Source organism: Roseomonas gilardii, assembly GCF_001941945.1.
GTDB lineage: Bacteria > Pseudomonadota > Alphaproteobacteria > Acetobacterales > Acetobacteraceae > Roseomonas.
This window is the reverse complement of the sequence record NZ_CP015584.1, coordinates 142,476-168,700: the sequence shown is the minus strand read 5'-3', so window position 1 is coordinate 168,700 and position 26,225 is coordinate 142,476. Positions and strand designations below refer to the sequence as shown.

General features: G+C 72.6%; 26 protein-coding genes. 7 read left to right on the top strand and 19 right to left on the bottom strand.

The features are described from left to right. Positions 1 to 105: 105 nt before the first annotated feature. The gene (locus tag RGI145_RS20345; protein ID WP_083671250.1) at positions 106 to 762 is read right to left on the bottom strand and encodes a class I SAM-dependent methyltransferase; all 657 of its coding nucleotides are present in this window, start codon (positions 760 to 762) and stop codon (positions 106 to 108) included. 166 nt (positions 763 to 928) lie between these two features. After that, positions 929 to 1,762, bottom strand: a complete 834-nt coding sequence (locus tag RGI145_RS20340; protein WP_083671248.1) for a UDP-2,3-diacylglucosamine diphosphatase — start codon at positions 1,760 to 1,762, stop codon at positions 929 to 931. A gap of 198 nt (positions 1,763 to 1,960) precedes the next feature. On the opposite strand from RGI145_RS20340, the gene RGI145_RS20335 reads away from it, so the two are divergent. Beyond that, positions 1,961 to 3,010 carry a lipoate--protein ligase family protein gene (locus RGI145_RS20335; protein ID WP_075800362.1) on the top strand — a complete coding sequence of 350 codons (1,050 nt, stop codon included), beginning with the start codon at positions 1,961 to 1,963 and terminating at the stop codon, positions 3,008 to 3,010. Between the two features lie 67 nt (positions 3,011 to 3,077). On the opposite strand, the gene RGI145_RS20330 is transcribed toward RGI145_RS20335, so the two are convergent. The 7 genes from RGI145_RS20330 to RGI145_RS20300 all read right to left on the bottom strand — a co-directional run bounded on the left by RGI145_RS20330 (position 3,078) and on the right by RGI145_RS20300 (position 9,715). After that, positions 3,078 to 4,007: a dihydrodipicolinate synthase family protein gene (locus tag RGI145_RS20330; RefSeq protein WP_075800361.1), complete on the bottom strand. Its 930-nt coding sequence runs from the start codon at positions 4,005 to 4,007 to the stop codon at positions 3,078 to 3,080. A gap of 155 nt (positions 4,008 to 4,162) precedes the next feature. Beyond that, positions 4,163 to 4,951, bottom strand: a complete 789-nt coding sequence (locus tag RGI145_RS20325; RefSeq protein WP_075800360.1) for a nucleotidyltransferase family protein — start codon at positions 4,949 to 4,951, stop codon at positions 4,163 to 4,165. Then, positions 4,948 to 6,105, bottom strand: coding sequence for a GNAT family N-acetyltransferase (locus RGI145_RS20320; protein ID WP_083671245.1), 1,158 nt, complete (start codon positions 6,103 to 6,105; stop codon positions 4,948 to 4,950). Before RGI145_RS20320 ends, RGI145_RS20325 begins: the two co-directional genes overlap by 4 nt. Next, positions 6,102 to 6,869: a sterol desaturase family protein gene (locus RGI145_RS20315; RefSeq protein WP_075800359.1), complete on the bottom strand. Its 768-nt coding sequence runs from the start codon at positions 6,867 to 6,869 to the stop codon at positions 6,102 to 6,104. The genes RGI145_RS20320 and RGI145_RS20315 overlap by 4 nt, the downstream gene beginning before the upstream one ends. A gap of 49 nt (positions 6,870 to 6,918) precedes the next feature. Then, complete coding sequence (locus RGI145_RS20310) at positions 6,919 to 8,010, bottom strand: LptF/LptG family permease (protein ID WP_075800358.1); 1,092 nt, start codon at positions 8,008 to 8,010, stop codon at positions 6,919 to 6,921. Then, a complete protein-coding gene (locus RGI145_RS20305) occupies positions 7,986 to 9,251 on the bottom strand; it encodes an LptF/LptG family permease (protein ID WP_075800357.1) in 1,266 nt (421 codons plus the stop codon). Before RGI145_RS20305 ends, RGI145_RS20310 begins: the two co-directional genes overlap by 25 nt. Next, positions 9,248 to 9,715 (bottom strand): HIT family protein, encoded by a 468-nt coding sequence (locus RGI145_RS20300; protein ID WP_075800356.1) that lies wholly within the window; start codon positions 9,713 to 9,715, stop codon positions 9,248 to 9,250. The genes RGI145_RS20305 and RGI145_RS20300 overlap by 4 nt, the downstream gene beginning before the upstream one ends. 55 nt (positions 9,716 to 9,770) lie before the next feature. On the opposite strand from RGI145_RS20300, the gene RGI145_RS20295 reads away from it, so the two are divergent. Further along, the gene (locus RGI145_RS20295) at positions 9,771 to 10,292 is read left to right on the top strand and encodes a DUF2141 domain-containing protein (protein ID WP_075800355.1); all 522 of its coding nucleotides are present in this window, start codon (positions 9,771 to 9,773) and stop codon (positions 10,290 to 10,292) included. Here the strand turns inward: RGI145_RS20295 and RGI145_RS20290 are convergent. After that, positions 10,243 to 11,181, bottom strand: a complete 939-nt coding sequence (locus RGI145_RS20290) for a metallophosphoesterase family protein (protein ID WP_075800354.1) — start codon at positions 11,179 to 11,181, stop codon at positions 10,243 to 10,245. The two genes, RGI145_RS20295 and RGI145_RS20290, sit on opposite strands and share 50 nt — an antisense overlap. A 66-nt stretch (positions 11,182 to 11,247) precedes the next feature. Between RGI145_RS20290 and RGI145_RS20285 the strand changes: the two genes are divergently transcribed. Genes RGI145_RS20285 through RGI145_RS20275 form a run of 3 tightly spaced genes read left to right on the top strand, consistent with a single transcriptional unit; the run spans position 11,248 to position 14,200 of the window. Then, on the top strand, positions 11,248 to 12,354 hold the full coding sequence (locus RGI145_RS20285; protein ID WP_075800353.1) for a CDP-alcohol phosphatidyltransferase family protein: 1,107 nt from the start codon (positions 11,248 to 11,250) through the stop codon (positions 12,352 to 12,354). Then, on the top strand, positions 12,351 to 13,298 hold the full coding sequence (locus tag RGI145_RS20280; RefSeq protein ID WP_075800352.1) for a diacylglycerol kinase family protein: 948 nt from the start codon (positions 12,351 to 12,353) through the stop codon (positions 13,296 to 13,298). Before RGI145_RS20285 ends, RGI145_RS20280 begins: the two co-directional genes overlap by 4 nt. Beyond that, positions 13,295 to 14,200: a hypothetical protein gene (locus tag RGI145_RS20275; RefSeq protein WP_075800351.1), complete on the top strand. Its 906-nt coding sequence runs from the start codon at positions 13,295 to 13,297 to the stop codon at positions 14,198 to 14,200. The genes RGI145_RS20280 and RGI145_RS20275 overlap by 4 nt, the downstream gene beginning before the upstream one ends. A gap of 9 nt (positions 14,201 to 14,209) precedes the next feature. Here the strand turns inward: RGI145_RS20275 and RGI145_RS20270 are convergent, their stop codons facing one another. From RGI145_RS20270 to RGI145_RS20250, 5 genes are all read right to left on the bottom strand, one after another. Further along, entirely contained in the window at positions 14,210 to 15,703 is a 1,494-nt protein-coding gene (locus RGI145_RS20270) for an ArnT family glycosyltransferase (RefSeq protein WP_083671242.1), read from the bottom strand. 32 nt (positions 15,704 to 15,735) lie between these two features. Beyond that, positions 15,736 to 16,962 (bottom strand): serine palmitoyltransferase, encoded by a 1,227-nt coding sequence (gene spt, locus RGI145_RS20265; RefSeq protein WP_075800350.1) that lies wholly within the window; start codon positions 16,960 to 16,962, stop codon positions 15,736 to 15,738. Further along, positions 16,959 to 17,210 carry an acyl carrier protein gene (locus RGI145_RS20260; RefSeq protein ID WP_037225191.1) on the bottom strand — a complete coding sequence of 84 codons (252 nt, stop codon included), beginning with the start codon at positions 17,208 to 17,210 and terminating at the stop codon, positions 16,959 to 16,961. Before RGI145_RS20260 ends, spt begins: the two co-directional genes overlap by 4 nt. Positions 17,211 to 17,273: 63 nt before the next feature. After that, complete coding sequence (locus RGI145_RS20255; protein ID WP_075800349.1) at positions 17,274 to 18,623, bottom strand: lipopolysaccharide biosynthesis protein; 1,350 nt, start codon at positions 18,621 to 18,623, stop codon at positions 17,274 to 17,276. Further along, positions 18,620 to 19,750: a glycosyltransferase family 4 protein gene (locus RGI145_RS20250; RefSeq protein ID WP_167668384.1), complete on the bottom strand. Its 1,131-nt coding sequence runs from the start codon at positions 19,748 to 19,750 to the stop codon at positions 18,620 to 18,622. The genes RGI145_RS20255 and RGI145_RS20250 overlap by 4 nt, the downstream gene beginning before the upstream one ends. A 74-nt stretch (positions 19,751 to 19,824) precedes the next feature. Here RGI145_RS20250 and RGI145_RS20245 point away from each other — a divergent pair, with 74 nt between their 5' ends. Then, positions 19,825 to 21,003 (top strand): mitochondrial fission ELM1 family protein, encoded by a 1,179-nt coding sequence (locus tag RGI145_RS20245; protein ID WP_075800348.1) that lies wholly within the window; start codon positions 19,825 to 19,827, stop codon positions 21,001 to 21,003. Here the strand turns inward: RGI145_RS20245 and RGI145_RS20240 are convergent. After that, positions 20,912 to 21,862 (bottom strand): hypothetical protein, encoded by a 951-nt coding sequence (locus RGI145_RS20240; protein ID WP_075800347.1) that lies wholly within the window; start codon positions 21,860 to 21,862, stop codon positions 20,912 to 20,914. The two genes, RGI145_RS20245 and RGI145_RS20240, sit on opposite strands and share 92 nt — an antisense overlap. A gap of 21 nt (positions 21,863 to 21,883) precedes the next feature. On the opposite strand from RGI145_RS20240, the gene RGI145_RS20235 reads away from it, so the two are divergent. Continuing rightward, the gene (locus RGI145_RS20235) at positions 21,884 to 22,321 is read left to right on the top strand and encodes a hypothetical protein (RefSeq protein ID WP_156878698.1); all 438 of its coding nucleotides are present in this window, start codon (positions 21,884 to 21,886) and stop codon (positions 22,319 to 22,321) included. Between the two features lie 63 nt (positions 22,322 to 22,384). On the opposite strand, the gene RGI145_RS20230 is transcribed toward RGI145_RS20235, so the two are convergent. Genes RGI145_RS20230 through RGI145_RS20220 form a run of 3 tightly spaced genes read right to left on the bottom strand, consistent with a single transcriptional unit; the run spans position 22,385 to position 25,882 of the window. Beyond that, entirely contained in the window at positions 22,385 to 23,353 is a 969-nt protein-coding gene (locus RGI145_RS20230; RefSeq protein ID WP_075800345.1) for an NAD-dependent epimerase/dehydratase family protein, read from the bottom strand. Beyond that, on the bottom strand, positions 23,350 to 25,092 hold the full coding sequence (locus tag RGI145_RS20225; RefSeq protein WP_075800344.1) for a fatty acyl-AMP ligase: 1,743 nt from the start codon (positions 25,090 to 25,092) through the stop codon (positions 23,350 to 23,352). Before RGI145_RS20225 ends, RGI145_RS20230 begins: the two co-directional genes overlap by 4 nt. Before the next feature lie 13 nt (positions 25,093 to 25,105). Next, positions 25,106 to 25,882: a phosphocholine cytidylyltransferase family protein gene (locus RGI145_RS20220; protein WP_237183355.1), complete on the bottom strand. Its 777-nt coding sequence runs from the start codon at positions 25,880 to 25,882 to the stop codon at positions 25,106 to 25,108. Between the last annotated feature and the right edge of the window lie 343 nt (positions 25,883 to 26,225).

Genomic DNA, 26,225 nt, shown 5'->3' with positions numbered 1-26,225 from the left:
AGATGCGGGCGGCGAGATGCACCCGGGGGATGACGCACGGGTTGCGGTTTCACGAAGCTTTCGTGGCAATCCTCCGACAGCCGAACCCAGCCACCGCCGGCCGGCTCAGACGGGGCGGTAGTGCCAGACGCTGGCGGGCGGCAGGTTCAGCGGGGTCCAGGCCTCCCGCCTGCCGCTCAGCCCGAGCCGCCGGCAGGGCAGGGGCGAGGTGATGCAATAGGTGTAGAGCAGGAAGCCCCGCCCCGGCGCGACGGCTTCCACCGCCTGCACGAAGCGCCTCTGCCGCTCCAGCGGCAACAGCACCAGCGGGATGCCGCAGATCACCGTGCCGACGCGGCCATGCAGGCTGGCCGGGATCAGGCGCGGCAGGTCGAAGGCATCGCCCGTGACCACGCTGGCGCCGGGGAGCCGGCGGCGCAGGTGCAGGGCCATTTCGCTCTCGATCTCGACGACGGTCAGCCGCTCCGGCGCCAGCCCCTGCGCCAGCAGGGCCCGGGACACGACGCCCGTTCCGGCGCCGAGCTCCACCACGATCTCACCCTCCCCGGCGCGGGTCAGCCGGGCGATGCGCCGGCACAGAGCCGGAGAGGACGGCACCACGCTGCCCATGCGCAGCGGGTTGCTCGCCCACTGCTTCAGGAACAGGCCGGCATTGGCGATCCCACGGCCCGGTTCGGAGGGGCCCCGGCCATCCCCGGGACCGGCCTTCCGCATGACGGTGGCAAGCCGCGCGATCCGCGGCAGAAGCGTCGAAACAGGCAAAGCGTGGATCCTCGTGCAGAGCCCCGGCCGGCGCGCTGGCCTTGCCCTGTCGGTCGAGCAGCCCCGGGGACGGAAAAGGCGGGAACAGGGGCTCCACCCGCCGGTGCCTCCGGCATGGGCGGCCCGGCTCTGCCGGCCTGGCCATCCCAGCCGGCACGATGCCGCATCAGGCCGGGACCGACCGCACGGCGGGCACTGCCGGTTGGGGCATGGAGGGCTGGGGCATGGAGGGCTGGGGCACCGGCGGGCTGCGCCTCGACCAGTCGAGCAGTTCGAAGCGGCCGTCGGGATGCTCGACCAGGGCGGTGCAGGATTCCACCCAGTCGCCGGTGTTCATGTAGACCACGCCGCCGATGTCGCGCATCTCGGCATGGTGGATATGGCCGCAGATGACGCCGTCATAGCCGCCGCGCAGCGCCTCGTGCGCCAGCGATTCCTCGAAGCGGTCGATGGCCTTGACCGCCTCCTTCACCCGCCGCTTCAGCCATTGCGACAGCGACCAGTAGGGATAGCCCATCCGCCGCCGCGCGGTGTTGAACCAGCGGTTCAGCAGCAGCGCCGCGTCATAGGCCCAGTCCCCCAGATGGGCGAGCAGCGGCCAGTAGCGCACCACGCTGTCGAACTCGTCGCCATGCATCACCAGCAGCCGCCGGCCATCGGCGGTGACGTGCTCAGCCTGCTGCGCCAGCCTGATGCCCGCGATCTCCAGCCCCACCCAGTCGCGGAACATCTCGTCGTGGTTGCCGGGGATATAGAGGATCTCCACGCCCTCGCGCGCCCGGCGCAGCAGCAGGCGGATCACCTCGTCATGCGAGCGGTCCCAGAACCAGGACTTCCGCAGCCGCCATCCATCCACGATGTCGCCCACCAGCACGATCCGCCCGCAGTCCGTCCCTTCCAGGAAATCCAGCAGCAGATCCGCCCGGCTGGCACGAAGGCCAAGATGCAGGTCGGACAGGAACACCGTGCGATAATGGCGCTTCGCGAATGTCTGTTGCATCCGATGCCCGGTAGCCCGTTGTGCCGCCGGTATAGGGTCAGCCCCGCCCGCCCAGAGTGAAGATTCGTTGAAGGGTCCGGGTCAGAACGGATACGGCCACCCGGCCTCGCGCCCCCTTGGCTGCCCAGGCCCGGCTGGTCCATCCTGGGGTCTCCAGCACGGTGCTGGCCCTCATGCGACGGACGGACCCCGCGAGACATGCACGGTGAGTACAAGGTACAGGGCGGCAAGCTCGTCGTCGTCGATCTCGACCTCCGGGACGGCCGCATCGCCGATGTCCAGATCGCCGGCGACTTCTTTCTCGAACCGGGCGAGGCACTGGACGACATCCGCGGCGCGGTGGAGGGCCTGGCGGAGGATTCGGATGTCGAGCGCATCGCGGCGGCGATCCGCGCGGCGCTGAGGCCGGATGCGGCCCTCATCGGCTTCAGCGCCGAGGCGGTGGCCATCGCGGTGCGCCGCGCCCTCGGGTCGCGCGGCGGCTGGCGGGACTACGACTGGCAGATCATCGAGACGCCCCCGCTCTCGCCCGCGATGCACCTGGCGCTGGACGAGGTCCTGGCGCAGGAGGTCGCGGCCGGCCGGCGCGGTCCGATGCTGCGCTTCTGGGAATGGGAACGGCCCGCCATCATCATCGGCGCCTTCCAGTCGCTGCGCAACGAGGTGGATCTGGAGGCGGCCGCGGCCATGGGCGTGGAGGTCGTCCGCCGCGTCACCGGCGGCGGCGCCATGCTGGCGGAGCCAGGCAACAGCGTCACCTACTCGCTCTATGCGCCGGGCGAACTGGTGCGCGACATGACCTTCGCCGATTCCTACACCTTCCTCGACGCCTGGGTGCTGCAGGCGCTGATCTCCCTCGGCATCGACGCCTTCTACAAGCCGCTCAACGACATCTCCAGCACCAAGGGCAAGATCGGCGGCGCGGCGCAGAAGCGCTTCTCCGGCGGCACGGTGCTGCACCACGTGACCATGGCCTACGACATGGACGCGGAGAAGATGGTGAAGGTGCTGCGCATCGGGCGCGAGAAGCTGAGCGACAAGGGCACGGTGAGCGCGGTCAAGCGGGTCGATCCGCTGCGCAGCCAGACGGGCCTGCCGCGCGAGGCGGTGATCCGGCGGATGCGGGAAACCTTCGTGTCGCTGCACGGCGGCGTGGCCGGGCGGATCACGCCGGAGGAATATGCGGCGGCCGAGAAGCTCGCGGCGGAGAAGTTCTCTTCCGACGCCTGGCTGCGGCACGTTCCCTGAGGCAGACGGGCCTCCACCGCCGCCCCGGGGGCGGCGGAAGCGTGACGCGCCGCCGCCTGCCGGATGCTCACAGGGCCGCGCGGGCATCCTTCCGGGCGAGGCGAAGCAGCAGATAGTCCACTTCCGCCCGCGCAGCGGCGGTCAGGGCCGCACCGGGCTTGCGCTGCGCGTCGGAGGCGATGAAGCCGCGGCGCATCAGCACGTATTTACGGACCGCGAGGCCCACCCCCTGCTGCTGCTCGTAGCGCAGCAGCGGCAGATGGGCGTCGAACAGGTCATGCGCCGCGTCCCGCGCGCCTTCCTTCTGCAGCTGCACCACATCCGCCAGCATTTCGGGAAAGGCATAGCCCGTCATGGCCCCGTCCGCGCCGCGCTCCATCTCGAAGTCCAGGAACATCCCGCCATTGCCGGTCAGGATGGAAATCGGGCGCAGCGAGCCGTCCTCCTGATAACCCCGCAGGGTGGAGATCTTCTCCAGGCCCGGCCAGTCCTCGTGCTTCAGCATCACGCAGGAGGGATGCTCCTGCACGATCCGGCGGATCACCCCGGGCGTCATCTGCACCGAGAGGGTCAGCGGATAGTCCTGGATCACGAAGGGCACGTCGTCGCCGATGGCCTCGATCGCCTGGCGATAGTAGGTGACGATCTGGTCGTCGGTGCGCAGCGACGGCACCGGCGCGATCATCACCCCCGCCGCCCCCTTGTCCATCACCGCGCGGCTGAGGGAGCGCATGGCGGCGAAGCCGGGCGCCGACACGCCGACGATGACGGGAAGCCCCGCCATGCCCTTCACGAAGCGCGCGGCGATGTCGAGGGACTCCTCCGGCTCCAGCTTCGGCGCCTCGCCCATGATGCCGAGCACCGTGACGCCCGTGGCACCGGCGGCGAGGTAGCGCTCCATCAGGGTATCCACCGAGGCCACATCGATCCGCCCATCCGGGTGGAAGGGTGTCGGCGCGATGGGGAACAGGCCGCAGGCGGTGGAATCGAGAGCCATGACGTTATCCTCGGGATGCTGGCGATCGGTCTGCCATCCGCACGGATGACCGGACCCGCAGGATAAGGGTCAGGGGCACCGGCGAGGAAGCCCGCCGCGCCGGCCTATTTCCCTGGAACCCTTCGGATCGATGGGCGGATGGCGGACCTGCCGGCTCAGCCCGCCTGGGGGACGGGCCGCCGATCCACCCTGCCGAGACGGGCTTCCACCAGCGCCAGGTCGTCCGGCTTGTCCACATCCACGGCCGCCGCGCCGAAGGGCATCTCCACCACGGCCACGGGCGTCCCGCATCGCGCGCCCAGCGCATCCAGCCCGGCCCGCAGAGTCATCCAGCCCATGGCATAGCGGAGCAGCGCGATGGGCCCCAGCATCCGCGCCATGGCCGTCGGCCGCTTCCGCTGCTGCTCCAGCCGTTGCCAGAAACGCAGCACCCGCGCCGCCTCGGGGCCCGCCAGCAGGAACAGGTTGCAGCCGCTGAAGTCGCCATCCCGGAAGCGCAGCCAAGTGCGCCGGGTCTGCGGGAATTCCGCCAGGATCGTCTCGCGCCGCGCGAGCGCCGCCACGGCGGATGCCTGGCCGGGGGCCTCCCGCAGCAGATGCGCCACCATGGCCGGCGTCAGCAGCGCGTGATCCGCCGTGGTGACCAGCAGCGGGGCGCCGAATTCCTCGAACGCCGCCGCCGCGCTGAGGGCCGGGCCCGGCGCGGCTGCCCGCAGGATCACGCCCTCCAGCCCTTCCAGCCCGGCCAGCACGCGCTGCGGCTCCTCGATGGACACGACGATGCGGGCGATGCCGGGTGCGGATCGCAGGGCCGAGACCACGCGCAGCAGCATCGGCACGCCCGCCACCGGCAGCAGCGCCTTGTGCGAGACCCCCGCCGCGGCCGCCATCGGGTCCGTCCCGCGCCGCTGCCCGGCCAGGACCAGCGCCGTGACCCCCGTCACAGCGTCTTTCCGTAGATGCGATAGGTCTTGTAGGCCTGTGCCCCCAGGGCCTCGGCCAGATGCCGCATGGGCAGGTTGTCCTCCAGGACCCAGGACATCTCGATCTGCCGGATGCCCAGGGCGTGGGCCTCCCGCCGCAGCGCCTCCACCAGGAAGAGCGGCAGAACGCGCCCGAGCAGCCCCGACTGCAACTGCGGCCGCACCCCCATGAGCGGCACGCGCGCGGTGGAGACACCCGACACCTTCAGCCGCCACAGCAGCTTCGCCCAGCCGAGCGGCAGCAGCCGTCCCGACAGGTCGCGGATCGCCTCGTTCAGGTTCGGCAGGCAGACGGCGAAGGCGACGGGGCGCCCCCGCATCTCCGCGAACCAGACCAGCCGCTCGTTCAGCAGCGGCTTCAGCTCCGCGGCCAGATGCGCCACCTCGGCGGCGGTGAAGGGCACGAAGCCCCAGTTTCCCGCCCAGGCCTCGTTGTAGATGCCGATCAGCGCCTCGACCTCCTGCCGCAGCGCCGCGCGCCGCAGCGGCCGCAGCGTGACGCCGGAGGGCAGGCCGCGCGCCACCATCCGCGCCGCCGCCGGCGGCAGCGCCCCGGTCACCGGGCTGATATAGGCGAACATGTCCCGCGCCTTGGCATAGCCCAGCGCCTCCAGCCGCGCACCGGCATGGGGCGGGTCATGCGGCATCATCATCATCGGCGGCGTGTCGAAGCCCGAGACCAGGAGCCCCGTCTGCTCGTTGATGGAAAGGCTGAACGGCCCCAGCATCCGCCGCAGGCCACGGCCGCGCGCCCAGCCCTCGGCGGCGCCCAGCAGCGCCGCGAAGGTCCCGGCATCGTCCTCGGCGGCCAGCAGCCCGAAATGCGCCGGCCTCCCGCCTTCCGCCCCGGGCACCAGCCGGTCGTCCTGCGCGCTGATGCGCCCCACGTCGCGCCCGTCCCGCCGCGCGATCCAGAAGGCCGCCTCGCCATGCTGGAACCAGGGGTTCTTCGCTGGGGACAGCGCCTCCCGCCGCTCCAGCCGCAGCGGCGGCACCCAGGCGGGATCGTGCCGCATCAGGTCGTGCGGCAGCCGGATGAAACGCTCCATCCCCGCGCGGTCCGTGACGGGGAGGATCTCGACGGGGGAGGAAGCCCGCGCGCCGGCCGCGCTCACGCCGCCCTGTCCGGACGGGCATCCGGGCGTGCGGGCCGGTCGCGCGGCGGCGCGCCGGTCAGCTTCTCCACCCAGGGGAAGCGCTTCGCTTCCTCGCGGTCATAGCCCAGGTTGAAGACATGCGGGCTGCGCGGCCGCTGCCGCACCTCGCCGTAATAGGTGCCGAGGGCGCGATCGACAACGAAGCTGGTGATCCCGTAATTCCCGCCCTCGTGGTGGAAATGATGTGCGAGGTGCAGCTCCTTCATCCGCCGCAGCAGCCGGCTCCGCGGCTTGAAGTTCAGGTGCTGGATGCAGTGGCAGAACTCGTAGATGCAGGTGATCACGAAGCCCGCCGCACAGGCCGCCGCCGCGCCGGCCGCGCCGCCGATCAGCCAGCCGACGGGGATCAGGATGACCAGGATGGTCGGCACCGTCGTCACCGGCGCGCCGAAGAGCACGTCCAGCCGATGCGGGTCCTGGTGGTGGTCGAAATGCACGCGCTTCCACAGCGCCGCCGTCAGCGGGGAGCGGTAGAGGAAGCGCGAATGCAGGATGAAGCGGTGGATGGCGTACCAGGCCAGCGGATAGGCCAGGATCGTGGCGGCCACCGCCAGCGCCGGCCGCAGCGCCCCTTCCGCCCAGTGCACGGAAAGCCCGGCCGAGACGATGGCGAGCAGCCCATACAGGTGGATCGCCGGATGCGCCGCATAGGCCACGACCAGCTCCCGGAGCGTCATCCGCCCCAGATCGAAACTGCGCCCGCCCCGCCAGGGACCGTACATGAAACCGCCTCCTTGCCCAGGTGGGTGCGGGCCGGGACCGCCCATGCGCTCAGGCTTCCTCGCGCCAGAGGCACAGGAGGCCCGCGACGGCGAAGCAGGGCAGCATGCTCCAGGTCGCCGGGACCGGGCCCAGCCCGCCGGCCTCGCCGATCGCGATCATCAGCCCCTGCGCCACGAGATAGCCGAGCCCGAGCGCCAGGCCAACCGCGGCCCGTCGCGTGCCGCCATGCTGGCGGGGCAGGCCGAAGGCCGCGGGCATGGCCAGCAGCAGCATCAGGAAGGGCACCAGCGCCGCCGCCGCGGCGGCCTGGAGACGCGTCTCGAAATAGGCGGGGCCCCGGCTGACCGGGCCTTCCCCGGCCTTGCCGCGCAGCAGGGCAGGGAGGCCGAGCGCATCCGTGGGCCGCGCGAGGTCCCGCATCGCCCGTGGCGAGGGGCCCTCCGGCCAGTCATACCCGGCCTGCGCCGTTTCCCGCTCCTCGCCCGGCCGCAGCAGCCGCGCCCCGGTCAGCCGCCAGCCCCCGGCCGCGTGCCGCGCCTCATCCGCCCCGATCCGCAGCGTGACCCTGCCCTCGGGGTCGCGCCGTACCAGCAGCACGCCGGACAGCGCCGTGCCGTCGGGCGACACCGCATCGGCGGCCAGGACATCCGTCCCGTCGCGCAGCCACATCCGGCGATCCAGGGCCAGCGGCCGGTCCGGCGCCTCAAGATGGTCCCACCAGTCCGAAAGCGCGCGCTCGCTGTACGGCGCCACGCCGAGCTGGAGGCCGAACTGCAGGCAGGCCGCCAGGGCACAGGCGGGGACCAGCGCCCCCATGATCCGCCAGCTTCCCAGGCCCGTGGCCCGCATGGCGGTGATCTCCAGCGAGGCGGCGAGCCGCTGGAAGGTCAGGATCGCCCCCACCAGCACCGCGAGCGGCACGAGCTGCCCGAGCGTGGTGGGCAGCCGCAGCAGGGCATAGCGCCCGATATCCGGCACCCCCCCGCGGGCCAGCACGTCCCCCGCCTTGTCGAGCAGGTCCAGCAGTTGCAGCAACGCGGCCAGCCCCAGCAGCACCGCCGTGGCCCGGGCCAGGAAGATCCCCGTCAGGTAGCGCGCCAGCACCCGTGGCAGCATCAGCGCACGGCCTTCGTCCGCCACGGCAGGCAGCGCGCCAGCAGGCCGCCGGCCCAGGCCGCCGCGTCGTCCATCCGCGCCAGGATGCGGTCGAACGGGCCTTCCTCCGGATGCAGGTTGCTGTGCCGGAAGACCAGGATGCTGAAGGCGGCGAACAGCAGGAACAGCAGCCACAGCGCCAGCGGTGCGTCGAGCCGCCCGATGGCGCCGAGGGACTCCGCCAGTTGCAGCGCCTGCTGGTAGAGCACGAGGATCGCCGCCCCCAGCAGGATCGCGACCGAACGGCGCGAGCGCTTGGCGGCCAGCCCCATCGGCATGGCCAGCAGCGGCAGCAGCAGCAGCGAGGCCGACCGCACCAGCCGCGCGTGCAGCTCCCCCGCCATGCGGCGCGGCGCCACGGGCGCATCCGCACGCTCCCGCCCCGTCCAGAGCTCGTCCAGCGTCATCTCCCGCTCATCCGCGCCGCGCAGCCGGAAGATCGGCAGGCGCCGCACGAAGGGGCGCGACTGTTCCGAGGCCGAGAAGGTCACCGTATGCGCCTGCCCCTGCGGGTCCACCGCGAGCTGCCGCCCGTCCTGCAGTTCCAGCAGCAGCTCGCTGGTTTCCACGCTCAGCAGCATCCGTCCCGTGGCGGCGGTGGTCAGCACGTCGGTGCCGTCCTGCTGCCGCTGGTGCAGGAAGATGCCGTGCAGCAGTCCCGTCTCCGGGTCCCGGCGCTCGACATGGACGGTGAGCCGCTTGCCGATCTGGGCGAACTCGCCCGGAACCAGGGTCGCGTTCCATCCCGCATCCATCAGGGAACTCAGGGCCGCGCGATAGGCATAGCGGCTGACCGGCTGCACATAGCCATAGAGCGCCACGCCCAGCAGGGCACAGGCCAGGCCCACGGCCAGGAAGGGCCGCGACAGCCAGGCCAGCGAAAGCCCCGAGGCCTGCAAGGCATCCAGCTCGTGGTTCTGGCTGAGCCGCGAAACGACGACATAGACCGCCAGGAACAGCGCCGCCGGCACCGCCAGACCCAGGTAATGCGGGATCAGGTAGAGCACGAGCTGCGCGATGGAAGCGGCCGGGCTTCCCGCCCCTGCCAGCAGGTTGAAGAGCCGCAGCAGCCGTTCCAGCAGCAGCGCCGGCAGCACCAGCAGCAGCGTGCCCGCCAGGGGCCGGACCAGGAGCCGCAGCATGTAGCGGCTGACCAGCCCGCCCCCGGCCGGCGGCCCGTGGGTGGCTTCCGCCGGGATGCGCTTCGCCTCGACCGCCGCGCTCACGCCTGCGCGGAGGCCCAGTGCTCGCGGAGGCGGCGCAGCAGGTCGTCGCGCACCGCATCCCCCGGCTCCATCGCCTGTCCGAGCGCGGGCGGCCCGGGCCAGCCGGCATCCGGAAAGGACTGGCCGAGATGCGTCCTCGTCCCGGCATAGCGGGGGATGACGTGGAAATGGACGTCCGGGTCCACCATCATCAGCATGAGGTAGTTGATCTTCTCATACCCGACCAGGTCCCGGAGCATGGGCTCGATGCGGCTCACGGCGGCATGCAGGTCGGCGAAACCCTCGGGGCTCACCGCGCCGAAGCGCTCCGCTTCCTCGCGGCACACGAGGACCAGGGCCCCGAGCGTGACCTGCTGCGGGCGCAGCAGCACGGTCCAGCAGCGGGTCTCGCCGATCAGCGTGGCGGGATAGCCGAACTTGACCAGCGTGGCATTTGGCGTGGCATCCGGTATGGCACTGGGCATGCGCAGACACCTACGCCCTGTCGCCGGAAGACGCCAGACGGATGCCGGCCGCCCCATGCCCCGCCGCGTCTCCGGCCCACCCGGAACCTTGCGGGGCCTGGGGTGCTGCGCCGCGTTGCTGGCATCGCTCGCCACGCCGCAGCCGGCGGCCGCGCGGCCGGAGGACGGCCCCCGCGTCACCGCCTGCGCCGCCGCCGATGCGCCGGCCGGCCCGCGCCTGCATGTTGCCGTCACCGGCGCCCGGAAGGTCGCCGGCAACATCACCATCACGGTCTATGGTCCGAAGCCGGAACGCTTCCTGGCCAGCCATGCCTATCTCGCCCGCCAGCGCGTCCCGCTGCGGACGACGTCCGCGGAGGCCTGCTTCGCCCTGGCCGAGCCCGGCATCTATGCCATCGCCGTCTATCATGACGAGAACAACGACCATAACTTCAACCGCAACCTGCTCGGCCTGCCGACCGAGGGCTACGGCTTCTCCAACGACGCGCCCACCTCGGTCGGCCTGCCCTCCTTCGACAGCGTCCGCTTCACTGTGCCGCCTGGGGAGTCGCGGATGACCATCCACCTGCGCTACTGATCCGCAGGACCGTGGCGGGCGCGGCCCGGAACACCCCGTCCGCCGCATCCTGCGCACGCGGCTCGACCGTCACGCGCCAACCCTCCGCCTCGCGCATGATGCGAAGCATCTGCCAGCCTGCCCGTCCGCCATGCCCCGCCGCCAGGGCCTGATGCACGCCCAGCACCGGGATCGGCGCCCCCGGGCCGGGAACCTCCCCCCGCAGCGGCCGGTGGTGGTGCCCATGCAGCACCAGCTCCGCCCCGTGCCGCGCCAGCACCCCGCGCAGCGCCGCCCTGTCCGAGAGCGCCTTGCGCCGGCCGCCGGGCCCCGGCAGCGGCGGGTGGTGTACCATCACGATCCGGAACAGCCCCTCGCGCCCCGCCGCATCCAGCAGCCCGGGCAGCGCCGACAGCTGCGCCGCGCCCAGCCACCCCGCCGCCGAGCCCGGCAGGGTCGGCACCGCCGAGGAAAGCCCGATCAGCGCGACCGGCCCGCGCCGCCGCAGGAAAGGGAAGGGCGCGCGGGCCGTCTCCCCCGCTGTCTCCCCGGCCATCCAGGGCGCCCAGCGCCCGATCCCGTCCGTCCAGGGCAGGGCCACGGTGGCGTCATGGTTACCCGGGACCACGGTGACCCCGCCCGGCGGGCCGAGCGCCGCCAGCCAGTCCCGCGCGGCCGCGAATTCCCCCGGCAGGGCGAGGTTCGTCAGGTCCCCCGTGATGGCCACATGATCCGCCCCGGCCGCCCGCAGATCGGCCAGCAGGGCTGCGGCGGGCACGGCCCGGCGCCGCTTGCGCCGCCAGGCGAAATAGGCGAGCAAGCGCTTCCCCGCGAGCTGCGAGAGCGGGTGGATCGCCCCGGGGGGTACAGGCAGGTGCAGGTCGGACAGGTGCGCGAGGCTGAAGGACATGGTGCGGCGCAGTCTCGCCCGTCCCCCGCCCCGGCGCCAGCGGCCCGCTGGCTGGGGGAATCCCCCGTGCCCGTCTGGAGCATGCCGGGTTCCGAACTGCTCCGCCGGGCCCTTCTCCGCGCCGGCATCGCCGACGCCGCCCCCTGGACCGGCACCGACGCGCAGGCGCCGCTGCTGCTGCTCCGGGCCGATCACGTCTATGACGCCTCGCTCGTCACGGGCCTGGCGCGCCGCCCCGGCACGCTTCTCTGCCGCCCCGAGGACGGGCTGCCAGTGGCGGCCTATCTGGCGGACCACCTGACGGACACGGCCCTGGCCGCTGCCGTGGCCGCCGCGCTCCTGGCCGGCCGTCCCGCCGGCGACCCCGCCTTCGCCGGCCTCCTGCCCGCCCGCCCGGCCGATCTCGTGGACCTCTACAACAAGGCCCTGCGCAAGCGTGCCAACCCCTATCTCCTCAGCCTCGATGCCGGGACGCGGCGCGCGGTGGAATGGGAGATGTTCGGCGGCTCCTACAAGGGCGTCACCGACGCCATCACCAAGCATGTCTGGCCCCGCCCGGCCTTCCAGGTGGTGCGCGGCTGCGCCGCCCTCGGCATCACGCCCAACCAGGTGACCTTCGCCAGCCTGGTCCTGGTCTTCGTGGCCCTCTGGCTCTTCGCCACGGGCGCCTGGCTGCCCGGGCTGCTCGCCGCCTGGGTGATGACCTTCCTGGACACGGTGGACGGCAAGCTGGCGCGGGTGACGCTCACCTCCACGCCGCTGGGCAACGTCTTCGACCATGCCATCGACCTGATCCACCCGCCTTTCTGGTGGCTGGCCTGGATCTACGGCCTGTCCCAGGTCGGAATGCCGCTGGCGCATCCGGTCGCCGTCGGCGTCATCGTCTTCGGCGGCTATGTCCTCCAGCGGCTGCAGGAGGGCCTCTTCCTCGCCCTCTACAAGATGGAGATCCATGTCTGGCGGCGTTTCGACAGCTTCTTCCGCCTCTGGATCGCGCGCCGGAACCCGAACCTGCTGATCCTCAGCCTCTTCACCCTGTTCGGCCGCCCCGACTGGGGCATGCTCGCCGTCGCCGCCTGGACCGTCTTCGGCTGCCTGGAACAGGTCGTCGTCACGATCCAGGCCGGGCTGGCGCGCCGCCGGGGGCCCCTGCGGTCCTGGCTTGAGGGATGACCGGCGCGCGGCGCATCGGCCTCATCACCAACCCCCGCAGCCGGGCCCTTCGCGAAGGCCGCTTCGCCCTGGCGGAGGCCGCCGGGGGCCTGCCGCGCGCCGCGCCCTCGACCCCCGATGAACTTCGCGCCGTGCTGGCGGATTTCGCCGGGCAGGGCGTGGACCTGCTGGCCGTCCAGGGCGGCGACGGCACGCTGCGCGAGGTGCTGTCCGCCCTGCCGCGGGCCTTCGGCGAGCGCGCCCCGGCCATCGCCCTCCTCGCCACCGGCAAGACCAACCTCGCCGCCCGCGTCGTCGGGACGCCCGGGCCGGGGGAGGCCGGCCTCGCCGCCCTGCGCCGCGCCGCCGCCTCCGGCGCGCTGCGCCAGCACCGGCTTCCCGTGCTGGAGGTCCTGCGCCCCGGCCTGGACGAGGCCCCGATGCGCGGCCTCCTGTTCGGTGCCGGCGCCTTCACCGCCGCCAAGACGATGGCCGACGAGGGGCTGCACGGGCGCGGCATCCATGACCGGCTGGCCGTCTTCCTGGCCCTGGCCGGAACCGTGCTGCGCAGCATCGTCCAGCGTGACCACGCCCTGCGCGCCGGCTCCCCGATGTCCCTGTCGGTGGATGGCCGGCCCACGCCGGAAGGCCGCCGCTTCCTGGTGCTCGCCACGCCGCTGGACCGGCTGATGCTCGGCCTCTGGCCCTTCTCGGGCGACGGGGCCGGGCCGCTGAACTGGCTGGACGTGGCGGCCCCGCCGCGCCGCCTGGCCGCCGCCCTCTGGGCCGCCCGGCGGGGCCGGCAGCAGCCCTGGATGCCGGAGGCGGGCTATGCCAGCGGCCGCGCCGGCCGCCTCGCCCTCCGCCTCGACGCGCCCTTCGTGCTGGATGGCGAGGTCTTCGAGCCCGGCCCGCAGGGGCTCGTCCTGAGCGCCCCCTCCGCCGTCACCTTCGCCATGCCATGACCGCGCCGGACAGCCTGTCCGCCCTGGTCGCGGCGGAGCTGGCCTTCCCGCCGGACCCGAACCCGGCCATGCGCGCCGCGCGCCTTCTGGCGGAGGATATCGTCGCCCGGCACGGGGATGCGGTGGCGGCGATCCTCTTCTACGGCTCCTGCCGCCGGACGGGAGAGACGGCGGGACTGCTGGACCTCTATGTGCTCACGATGGGGAACCTCGCCTTCCACCGGCGCGCCATTCCCGCCCTGCTCAACGCCGTGCTGCCGCCGCAGGTCCTCCACTGGCGGCGCGACGGCGCGGAGCCCCTGCGGGCCAAGGTCGCGGTCATGACCCTGCGCGCCTTCGAACGGCGGATGCGGCCGGCCTCGATCGACACCACCCTCTGGGCTCGCTTCTGCCAGCCCACCACCCTCGTCCATACCCGCGACGAAGAGGCCCGCCGGCGCACCGAGGCCGCCGTCGCCCGGGCTGTGGAAACCGCCGTCACCTGGGCGCTGCGCCTCGATGCGCCCACCGGCCCGCCCGCGGCGCTCTGGCGCCATCTCTTCGCCCGCACCTACGGCGCCGAGTTGCGGGCCGAGCGCGGCAACCGCCCGGACAGCATCGTCGCCACGGCCCCGGGCTGGTTCGATGCCGTGCTGCCCGCGGCCCTGGACCGCATCGGCCGCCGCCCCTCCGGGAACTGGCGTCCCGCCTGGTCGCTGCGCCGCCTGGGCGGGAAGGTGCTGAACATCGCCCGGCTCGTGAAGGCCGCCTTCACCTTCGACGGCGGGCCGGACTACCTCGCCGACAAGATCGCCCGCCATTCGGGTATGCCCGTCGAACTCACCCCCTGGCAGCGCCGACATCCCGTCCTGGCGGCGCCCCTGCTGCTCTGGCGGCTGCGGCGGCGGGGCGCGGTCCGCTGAAGGACACCCTCAGGGCAGCTTCCCGTAGAGCACGCGGTTGCCCCTCCCGATCCGGACGCTGCGCACCGGCCGATAGGCTTCGGCCAGGGTTTCCCGCAGCAGCCGTTGCGCCGCCGGGTTGATCTGCCCCCGTTCGATATTCGTCGTCACGATGTAGTCCGGACGGGACGCCAGCACGCGCCGCAGTTCCGCCTCCTGATCGACCCCGATCCCGCCGGACTCCCGCAGGTCGCTCAGATGGGTCGGGAAGGCATAGGGCGTCGGCAGCGGGCTATGGGACAACAGGTAGAGCACCGCCTCCCCGTCGAAGACATAGAGCCTTGCCCCGGGCAGCATCGCCGCCACCAGCGCCCGCACCTGGCTGCCATCGCCCCGCGAGCGGAGATGCAGCACCCCCGGCACCGCCGTGGCCACCGCGCCCACCAGCAGCAGGGCTGCCGCGGCCGTGACCTTCCAGACCCGCGCACCCGGCCACCCCAGCAGGGGCGCGGCCGCCACGGAAAGCGGCAGGAGCAGGGGCAGGGCATAGTGGTTGTAGTAGGTCCCGAACACCAGCACGCCCGCCACCGCGACCAGCGCCCAGCCCGCCACGAAGCCCGTCGCGCGCCGGATCTCCGGCATCCCCGCCGACCGCCGCCAGGACAGCCGCAGCCCCAGCACGGCGCAGAGGCCGAGCGGCAGCAGCAGCCCCAGCATCGCCAGCAGCCGGGGCAGGGAGGAGCCCAGCACCGCCGTATTCCGCTCGAAGATCGAAAGGAAGTTCGCGAAGAGGAAAGGCTGTGCCTGCCCCATGGCGGCATAGGCGGCGAGGGCCGCCGCCGTGGGCAACAGGGCGCAGCCGACCCAGGCCAGCCCGGCGGAAAGCAGCTTCCCCGGCCCCATCCGCGCCTGCCACCCCGTCCAGAGCAGCGCGCAGCCGAAGAACATCCCCTCGAAGACGGCCGTGTACTTCACCTGCATCGCCAGCCCGGCGAGAAGCATGGCCGAGGCCCCCAGCCCCAGCAGCCGCTCGAAGGAGCCCGGGCAGGCCACCGCGCGCAGCGCCACCCAGGCAGCGCCCGCGACGAAGAGGTTGTAGAAGACCGGCGCCTGCCCCCCTTCGCCACCGAAGGCCCCGAGCCAGAGCAGGTAGGCCATGCCGGCGAGGAGACCGCCCCGGCGGGAGCCCAGCTCCGCCCCGATCCGCGCGACCAGGAAGGCGGTCGCCGTGGCGAAGAGCACCGCCACCAGTTGGTACTGGACGATCCCTTCGCCACCCAGGGCACGGATCCCCGCGTAGATCAGGAACAGCCCGACGGGCTTGCGGTCCCAGATGTCGAGATAGGGCAGGGCGCCCCGCAGCATCCGGTCGCCGACCAGCAGATAGAACTGCTCGTCGCTTTCCAGCACCGGATTGCCGAGGAAGAACCCGCGCGCCAGCAAGGCCACGGCCAGCAACAGGAGCATGGCTTGCAGATCGGGCCAGGTCCGGGCCACGAGGCTCCGGTCCAGACCCTGCTCCAACCCTGGCTCCGACGACAGCAGCCCCGGCCGCACTACTCCGCCGCCAGCGGCGCGCCGAGCTGTCCCAGGGGGGGCTGTCCCAGGGCATGGGCCGTTTGGATGATCGCCGCCAGGGCGCCGTCGATCTGCGCCGGCGTCAGCGCCGCGCTCACGCTCATCCGCAGCAGCGGCTTGCCGCCCGGCGTCGCCGGGCCGAGGGCGAGGTTGGTATAGACCCCTGCCTCCAGCAGCCGGTTCCAGAAGACGACCGCCGTTTCCCGGTCCGGCATGAGCAGGGAGACGATCGGGCTCGGCATGGCGCCCACGGCGAGGCCCGCCGCCGCGAGGCCCGCATGAAGCTGCTGCCCGTTCCGCCGCAGCGCCTCGCGCAGCTCGGGCCGCGCCTCGACGGCCTCGATCGCCTGGGTCACCGAGGCAATGACCGAAGGCGGCAGGGAGGCGGTGAACATGTAGGACCGCGCCGCCAGCCGCAACGCGTCGAAACCCTCATGGTCCGAGGCCAGGAAGCCGCCGATCGCGCCCAGGCTCTTGCTGAAGGTGCCGACGACGAAATCGACATCCGCCTCCACGCCCTCGGCCTCCGCCAGCCCGCGGCCATTCCCACCCAGCACGCCGAGGGAATGCGCCTCGTCCACCAGCAGCCAGGCCCCGGCCTCGCGCTTGACCTCCACGAACTCCCGCAGCGGCGCGGTGTCGCCCAGCATGCTGTAGATGCCCTCGGCCACGATCAGCTTCTCGCCGGGCTGGGAGGAAAGCAGCCGGAGGCGCCGCCGCAGGTCGTCGGGGTCGTTGTGGCGGAAGCGGGTCACCTGGGCATGGCCCAGCCGCGCCCCGTCATAGAGGCTGGCATGGCTGTCCGCGTCGAGCAGCAGATGGTCGCCCCGCCCGGCCAGCGTCGAGAGAGCGCCGAGATTGGCCTGGTAGCCGGTGGTGAAGACCATGGCCGACCGGCGCTTCAGGAAGGCGGCCAGCCGCGCCTCCAGCGCCGCATGGCCCCCATAGGTGCCGTTGGCGATGCGGGAGCCCGTGGTGCCGGTCCCCTGTTCCCGCGTCGCGGCGATGGCGGCCTCGATGCTGTCGGGGTCGAGGGTCAGGCCGAGATAGTTGTTGGTTCCCAGCAGCAGGATGCGCCGCCCGTCCAGCATGGCCTCGGTGGCGGACAGCACGGCGTCGAAGGTGACGGCGAAGGGGCTGCGGCCGGCGGCGGACACGGCCGCGTGTTCCTCGTGCAGCGCACGGAACTTGGAGAGCACGGTCAGGAGGCCAGGCTGGGATCGCTGGTCACGACCCGGACGAGGTCGCCGATGGTCTCAATCTCCGTCATCCGGTCCATCGGGATGATGATGTCCAGGCGGGTCTCCAGCACCATGATGAAATCGACCGCGCCCACGGAGTCGAAGTTCAGGTCCTTGAGGATGTTCGTATCCATAGTGATGGGGCCCGTCAGCTTCCCCGTCTCGTCCAGGGCCGCGGTTATTTCCCGTAGGGCGGCCTGCTCATCCAGCATATCTCTAAACCCCTATTCCCCAGCCTTCCCCCGGCCCGGGTCCGACTAACCCGTTCATGAAGTTTAATGCAAGTTTCGTTCTCCGGCGCTTTCCGGCGTCATGGAGAGCCATTGCGCGGCCGGTATGGCCTGTCCGGCCAGCAGCAGCAGGGCCGAGAGGATCGAGGCCAGCCCGGCCCCCGGCAACCCGAAGACCGCCAGTCCGCCCAGCGCCAGGGGCACATAGACCGCTGTTGCGGCGGCCCGCAGGCGCAGCGCCAAACCATGCCGTTGCACCGAAACCAGCAGGGGCTCCAGCGCGAAGCCGGCGAAGCTGATAGAGGAGGCAGCGGCCAGGAGCAGCATCACATGGTAGGCGCCGGTCGCCTCGGGACCGCCCACGAGGCGGAGCAGCCATTCCCCGAGCGCGGCCAGGACCAGCAGGAACAGGGCGGCGAGGAGGGTGGAGAGAGCGAGTCCCCGCCCCAGCAGCCGGCGCAGCGCTTCCCGGTCCCTTGCCGCCGCCAGCCGGGCCAGCTCCGGATAGAGGGCCGGGGTGAGGAAGCGGCTCGGCTTGAGGGCGGCTTCCCCGATCTGCCGCGCCAGGGCGAAGAGCGCCGCCTCCGCGGGGCCGAGCATCCAGCCCACGCAGAGCGTCGCCAGATGCGTCGAGCCGAGGGACAGCGTGGTCATCAGGTTCGTGGACCAGGCGAAGCCCCAGATACCGGGATGCGCCTCCGCCGCGCCGAGGCGGGGGGCCCCTGCCTCCCGTCGCAGCAGGCCGCGGCGCGATACCTCCCCCCAGGCCGCCGCCATCAGCACGATCCCGCCCAGCACCGTCGCCAGGTACCAGGCCACGAGGAAGCCCGGCAGCCCCGCGCCGCAGACGGCCGCCAGCGCCGCGCCCAGCAGCCGGAACCCGGCTCCCATGGCGTCCCGCCGGGCCAGGAGGTCGAAGCGGTCGAAGAGTCGCAGCAGCCCGATCGGCGTGGCCGTCACCATGAAGGCCGTGCTGGTGGCATACAGGGCCGCCAGCGGCACCACCTCCGGCGGCCAGCCGAAGGACGGCCCCAGGAACCAGGCCGCCACGGCGCAGGCAAGGCTGCCCACCACCCCTGAGCCGATATCCAGCCCCAGCGTGAAGCGCAGTAGCGCCTGGAAGGCCGGACGCCGCTCCGCCCCCAGGCTGCCCGCGCCATAGCGCAGCACGGCCTGCCAGGACTGGAACTTCACGAGCGAGGAGGCCGTCTGGGCGAAGCCATGCACCAGCACCAGCACGCCCATCCCCGCGGAGCCGAGGCTCTGCATGGCGAGGCCGAAGGCGGCCAGGTTCAGCAGCGCCGTCGCCGCCTTGCCCCCCAGGACCAGCCCGGCATTCCGCAGGATGCGCCGGAACAGCGCATCGGCGGTGGCCGCGCTCGCCGTCCGGCTCATGGCAGGGGCCCCGCCAGATGGGCCAGGATGCGGGCCGCCCGCGCCTCCCAGGTATAGGTCTCCAGCAGGAGCGCCCGCGCCCGCGCGCCCAGGGCGCCCGCCCGCGCCGGGTCAGCCAGCAGGGCCCGCGCCGCCGCCGCCCAGGCCGCCGCATCCCCCGGCGGCAGCAGGAGCGCCACCCCGCCATCCACCAGGATCTCCCGCAGCGCCGGGATGTCGGAGGCGAGGATCGGCTTTCCCGCCGCCATGTATTCGAAGACCTTGAGCGGCGACATCCACCGCCCGATCTCCCGCCCCGCCGCGGAGGCGACGCTGGGCGAGGGCGGCGCCAGCAGCAGGTCGAAGCGTGCCAGATAGGCCGGCACCCGCGCATGCGGCACATGCCCGTGCAGGTGCAGGTTCGCCTGCCCCCCGCAACGCTGCCGCCAGATGGCGAGGTCCCGCTCCGTCCCCCCCACCGCATGCAGGTCGCATTCGGGCAGGGCCTCAGCCAGGGCCGCCACCATCTCCATGCCCTTGCCGGGATAGAGGTGCCCGACATAGCCCAGTTGCGGGACGCCCGGCCGGCCCGGCCAGGGCCCGGGCGGCGGCCCGGGGTCCGCCACCGGGTCGGCGCCGTCATGCGCCACCATCACCGCTCGCCCGCGCAGCGCCGGCATCCGGGCGGCATAGTCCTCCGCGAGGCTGCGAGAGATCGCGACCATCAGCGCCATCCGGCGGTGCCGGAACAGCCAGGATTCCGCCATGCGCCGGGCCCGCCGCAGCGGCAGCGCATGCGCCTCATAGACAAAGGGCGCCCGGCTCCGCGCGACCGCCGCCGCCAGCGCATAGGCATGGCGCCCGTAGAGCAGATCCGGCGTCGGACGCGCCGCCATCTCCCGCGCGGCCAGCGCCGGGTAGAGCAGGTTCTTCGCCAGCGGCAAATGCGGCGGCGCCCGCAGCACCAGCTCGAAGCAGCGCGGCATGCCGAAGGCCTCGAAGACCGCCGCCGCATCCGCCTGCCGCCCCCGCGCATAGAGCGTCACCTCATGCCCGGCGGCGGCGAAGGCGCGGCACATGCTCATCACGTTCACGGCGCTGGCGACGCGGGACGGCAGGGCCGTGCCTGCGACATAGGCTATGCGCATGGGGCTATGCGCACGGCACGGCCTTGCCGGCATCCCCGCCGCCGCCCATCCTCCGCGCCCCCCGGAAAGAGCGCATGGGCGAGACGGACAGCAGGACGGATATGGGGCCACGCATCTGGGCGCTGCTCGGTCCCCGCACCGGCGACAACAACCAGGTCCTGGCACTGGCCGAGGCCGTGGCGGATGCCTGCGGCGGCACGGTGGAGGCGATCCCCCTGCGCCACAACCTGCTCCGCCTGCTGCCCACCCGGTTCGGCGGGATCGGCCTGGCCAGCCTCGACCGGGCCTCCCGCGCTGCGCTGGGGCCACCCTGGCCGGACCTCGTGATCGGCGTCGGGCGCCGCAGCGTCCCCGCCGCGCGCTGGATCCGGGCAGGCTCGGCGGGCCGCACGCGGATCGTGCAGCTCGGCCGGCCACGCTGCCACCCCGGCCGCTTCGATCTGGTGGTGACCACCCCGCAATACGGCGTGCCGCCCGGCCCCACGGTGCTGGAGCAGCCGCTCTCCCTGACGCGCCAGACCCCGGAACGGCTGGCCGGCGCGGCCATGGCCTGGCACGCCGCCCTGGAGCGCTTCCCGGCGCCGCGCCACGCCCTGGTCCTGGGAGGGCCGTCCTGGCCCTGGCGGCTGTATCCGGAGGAGGTGGAAAGCGCCTGCCACGCGCTCCTCGCACGGGCGAAGAAGGATGGCGGCAGCGTCCTGGCCGTCGCCAGCCGCCGCACGCCCACCGCTCTGGCCGGGCGCGTGCGGCGCATCCTCGCCGGGGCGCCGGTGCCCGCCGCGCTGCTGGAAGGCTCGGGCGAGCGGAATCCCTATCCCGGCCTGCTGGCCCTGGCCGACGAGTTCGCCGTGACCGCCGACAGCGTCGCCATGGTCTCGGAGGCGGTGGCGACCGGAAAGCCCGTCACCCTGATCCCCGTCCGCGCGAGCCGGCCCGGCGGCGTCTGGCTCAGCGCCATGCGCGCCCTGCGGCTGGCGGATGCCGGGCAGGCGGCCCCAGCCTGGCTGCGCGCCGCCGGCCGGGCCTGGGGCGGGCTGGTCCGGCGCGGCTGGGCCGGCTGGCCGCGCGACCTGTGGTTCTTCTGGCGGGGTCTGGAGCATCAGCGGCTCAAGCATGGGCAATCCGCGCCGCCGCCCGTGGCCGTGGCGGCGGTGGACCGCATCAGGCCGCTGCTGCCGGTTGGGGCCGGGGGAACTGGCCCCGGCAGCGATCCGCGAGCACGAGGGCATCCGGGCGGATATGCTTCTCCCTGATCCCCTTCTCCACCTCCGCGCGGGTGACCGATCCCTCGTCCAGGCATTCCGCCAGCATGGCAAAGAAGAAGGCCTCCTGACGCTGGTCCGGATGCGGCTTGTAGCGGGCCTGGGAGGTCCAGAGCCGCAGGATGGGCCGCACCACCGCCGCCGGGATCGGCCCGAAGCCGCGTTCGCGCACCGTGAAATCCACCTTCAGCCCCGTCTTCCAGGGCTGCGTCCGCCGCTTGGTCGTGTGCAGGAGGCGCGTATCCGCCTCCATCCGGTCGAAGTCGTTCCAGACGGACTCCAACAGCCCGATGGTCTCGCGCTTCTCCCGCCGCAGCTCGATCAGCTCCACATAGTCCAGCCGCTTCGCGAGGAGGTCCTCCAGCATCGGCCCGAAACGCCAGTGCGGGAGCAGTGCGCAGTCCAGCAGCATCACGCTGGTGGCGAGGTATTCCGCCGCGCCATTGTGCCCGGGCCGCGCCCGGCACCATATGGCCTTGCCCTCGCGGTCGCGGGCAAAGAGTTCCCCCACATCGCCCACCGCGAAGACATCGGGGTCCACCACCAGCGCCACGCCCCGGTGCCCCATGGCATCGGGCACGGCGAAGCGGAGAGGGGTGAAGGATTGCAGGTCGTCCATACGCCAGGTGCGGCTGTGCCCGGCGCGGAGGAAGCTCCGCCCCTCGGCGGCACGGAGCGGCGCCGAATGCTCCGCCTCCAGCAGCCGCACCTCGAAGCCGTCGGGCTGCCGCGCGTTGCGCCGGAAGGAATGCGCCGAGACCAGCGCGCCCAGCCGCTGCTTGGCGTTGGTGTGGATGAAGACGACCGGGCGGTCGGCCGGAGAGGGGGAAGGCGTGTCGGACTGGGTCATCCGTTCCTCCGTGGCCACCGGGTGGCCACGCTGGTGCTGCTGATATTGCCCCTGCTGGCAGGTTGCGCCGGAGAGGGGGCGGCGCCGCAGGGTCCAGCCGCGCCGGAGGCATTGGCACGGTTCAACGGCCTGTACCAGGGCCAGCAGATCCCGCTCGGCGCGGAGCCGACCTGCCGGAAGGAGCCGCATACCGTCTGGTTCCGCATCCGGGACGGGCTGGTGGAGCTGCGGACCTCCCGCCACCGCCATTCCGCCGTGCAGCGCCCCATCATGACGGGCACCGTGACACCGCGGGGCGAGATCGCGCTGGACCGCGATGGGTCGGAGCGCCGGGCCGCGGGGCAGATCACCGGCGACCGGCTGACCGTAATGGAGATCCCCACCACCAATGCCGCGCAGACGGGTGTGGGCTGCACCTATCGCTACGAGGCGACGCGCACGGGCGGGGAGACGTCATAGACGGAGGGGCCATATCGTGCCGCGCGGAGCGATCCAGGCTTCCGGACATCGCCGACTCCTGGCTCAACCCGGCGCCGGGGCGAGGCCGAGGCTGGCCCACCAGGCCAGCGTGTCCCGCAGCCCTTCCTCGAAGCCGATGCGCGGCGTCCAGACCGCCTCCGGCAGTTGCCGCCCCGCCTCGGAGCTCCAGTCCCGGTGCAGGATCTCCCGCGCCTTGCCGATGCCGAAGAGGCCGCTCCGCCCGGTCATCCGGGCCCAGCCATCCGCCGCCACGCCCGCCGCCAGCATGGCCCCGTCGGGCACTTCCAGGAAGCGAGGCCGGTGCCGCAGCTCCCGCGCCAGACGCTGCAGCAGCTCGCGCCAGCCATAGCCCTCGCGCCGCGCATCCGTGACCTCGAAGGTGCCGCCCAGCAGGCCGGCCCGGAGGTCGGAGCGGCAGAGGGCCGCGATGGCCGCCGCCACGTCCCGTGCATGCACCATGGCGATCCGCGGCTCCGGGGCGCGCGGCACGGGCACGATGGCCGAGGCCGCCAGACGGCGCAGCAGCAGCCCTTCCCGGTCCCCCGGTCCGTAGATCACCGAAGGGCGCAGCACCACCCAGCGCCCCGCCGGCCCCAGGGCCTCCACCGCCGCCTGCTCGCCCGCCCGCTTGCTGGCGGCATAGGGGGAAAGCCGCGCTTCCCGCGCCGCCAGGGAGGAGACCAGCACGCAGCGGGCCTCCGGCGCCACCCGGGCCACAGCCTCCGCCAGCCGCGCGCTGCCATCCCGGTTCACCGCCAGGAACTCGGCGGGCCGGCGCGCCTTGGTCAGCCCGGCAAGGTGCACCACCGCCTCGGCGCCGGACACCAGCCGGCGCAGGGCCGCCGCATCGGCGAGGTCTCCCTGCACGGTCTCCGCCGGAACCCCCTCGGCTGCGCGCCCATCTCGGACCAGCATCCGCACCCGCCAGCCCTGCGCCGCCAGCGCCGTGACCACATGGCGCCCCAGGAAGCCGGTCCCGCCCGTGACGGCGGCCAGCGGGGCAGCGGTCATTCCGGCAGCGCCGCCAGGGTGCTGGCCCCTGCCGTGAAATGCCCGGCCAGATAGCGGCTGCGCGCCCGGGTGCGGCTGAGCTTGCCCGAGGAGGTGCGCGGCAGGCTGCCCGGCGGCACCAGCACGATCCGCGCCTCGACCCCATGGCGCGCCCGCAGCATGCCGGCCGCCTCGGTGGCCAGCCGCTCGCGCTCCCCGCTGTCCGGCGCGCCGCGTGCCTCGATCAGCATCACCACCTGCTCCGCCCCCTCCTCCTCCACCGAGAAGGCGGCGGCGTCGCCGCTGCGCGCCGTGGGGATGGACTGCTCCACGGACCATTCCAGGTCCTGCGGCCAGACATTGCGGCCGTTGACGATGATCAGATCCTTGGCGCGGCCGGTGATCACCACCTGTCCGTTCAGGCGGTAGCCGAGGTCGCCCGTATCGAGCCAGCCATCCGCCGAAAGCACGGCGGTGCTTTCCTCGGGCCGCTCGTCATAGCCCTGCATCAGCCCCGGGCCGCGCACCAGGACGCTCCCCACCCGCCGCTCCGGCAAGGCGGCGCCGGTGGCGTCGCGGATCTCCAGCTCGGTGCCCGGGACCGGGGGGCCGCAAAGGGCGAATTCCCGCAGCCGCGCCGTGTCGCCGGGGGGCATGGCAAGACCCTCCCGCTCCAGCCGGTCCAGATCCACCACATCCGTCGCCAGCCCCTTGCTCAATGGGGCGAAGCTGATGGCCAGGGTCGCCTCGGCCATGCCGTAGCTGGGCACGAAGGCGTCCGCCCGGAAGCCGTCCGGCCCGAAGGTCTCGGCGAAGCGCGCCAGCACATGCGGCCGGATCATGTCCCCGCCGATGCCCGCGGCGCGCCAGGAGGAAAGGTCCAGGGCCGGGCCCTTGGCCGGGTCCGGCCGTCCCCGCCGGGTGCAGAGCTCGTAGCCGAAGCTGGGGCTGTAGGAGAGGGTGGCGCGGTTGGAGGAGATCAGGCGCAGCCAGAGCTGCGGCCGCCGCGCGAATTCCTGCGGCGAGAGGTAGTCCACCGTCACCTGCCCGGCGAGGGGCGCCAGCAGGAAGCCCACGAGGCCCATGTCGTGATAGAGCGGCAGCCAGGACACCGCCCGGTCCTCCGCGCCCACCTGCAGCCCGTGCCGCAGGATGGCGCGGATGTTCTCCATCAGCGCCCGCTGGGTGACGGCGATCCCCATGGGAAAGCGCGTGCTGCCCGAGGAGAACTGGAGGTAGGCGATCTCGTCCTCGGCCAGCGGCACCGGTTCGGCGGTGCCTTCCGGGGCCGAGGCCAGCGCCGCCACGGTTCCGAAGATCGTCAGTCCCGCCTCGGCGGCAAAAGGTGCCAGCCATGGCTGGAGAGCCTCCGGCACGAAGAGCGCCGAGGCGCGCGCCGCCAGGGTCAGCCGGGAAACATGCTCGACATAGGTCTGCCGCCCGCCGAAGGCGACCGGCAAGGGCAGCAGCACCGGCACCAGCCCCGCATACTGGCAGGCCATGAAGGCCTCCACCACGTCGGGCCGCGTCTCGGCGATGATGGCCACGCGGTTCCCGCGTTCCAGCCCCGCGCCGACCAGCCGCCTCGCCAGTTGCCATGCCGCCTGGCGCAATTCGCGATAGGGGAGGGCCCTGACCAGCTCCCCCCGCCCGTCGTAGAAGCTCAGGCCCGTTTCCCCACCAGCGGCGTAGTCCAGCGCATCGGGGAGGGTGGCGAAGGAGCCAAGGCGCCGGGGGAGCGAATTCCGTGTCGGGAGCATGGTCACCTCGGCGTCACCCGGCCAGGGCCGGAGCGGGCATGGCCCAGGAGCGGACAAGCGCCTCCGCCTCGGCAAGATCGTCCGGATAGTCCACCTCGCCCCAGCTGAGCCCCTCGATGGAGGTCACCCGGACCTGGCCTCTCTGGTGGCCCCCCTGGTCGCCCCCCTGTGTGCCCCTCTGGGCGATGGCATGGATGACGGAGAGGTACCAGCGGCGCAGCCCTTCCGGCTGGCGCAGCGCGGCCTCCAGCCCATCGGCGAAGAGCGCGCCGCCCAGGCCCTGGAAGCGCAGCATCCCGATGGATTCACCATTCGTCTCGTCCGCCGTCAGCGTCTTGCCGATGGCGCGAAGACTCGTCCCCTCCACCGAGACCTTCATGTCGTCGGCGTCGTATTCGGATTTGCGGTCGATGGTGACGGTGATGGGCGCGGCGGGGGAGGCCAGCAGGTGACGCAGTACCGCAGGCTCGAACAACGTGTCGCCGTTCAGCAGCACCGTGTCGGCGGCCCGCAGCAGATCGCGAACCAGGAAGCAGCTACCGATATTCTCGGCGACACCGAAGAAAGGATTGAAGACGGTCCGGACCGTCAGGCCCGCGGGCGTGATGTCGGGCAGCGCCGCCTCGATCGTCTCGGCCCTGAAACCCGTGACGAGCGTGGCTTCGCGGATACCGGCCTTGGCCAGTCCCTGAAGCTGCCAGCCAAGAATGGGTTCGCCACCCACGGGAAGGAGACATTTCGGGGTCCGCTCCGTAAACGGCAGGAGGCGACGCCCCTGGCCAGCACACAAGACGATGGCCTTCAATGTTCATATCCCATGATTGACACCGGTGTATGTAAGCCATCGCCTCCCGCTGTAACACCCTATCTTTAACGCGCCATGCCCGGAGAACGGGCCTGCAATTCGGCTGCGGCAACGTGGCATCCGGATCATTCCGGACACGATATCCGCCCAAATGGTCCCGCCGCCCTGTCGCGACGGCATCGTGACGGCGCGAGAGCAGTTCACAGGGAAGTCCAGAAGGCCTCCTCGCAGGCATCGGGGCGAAGCGGCGGTCGATCATCTCCAGCGTCCTGGAGGGATCGAGCTGCCGCGCCAGTTCGGGATAGAGCCAGCCTGCCATGGCCCGAAG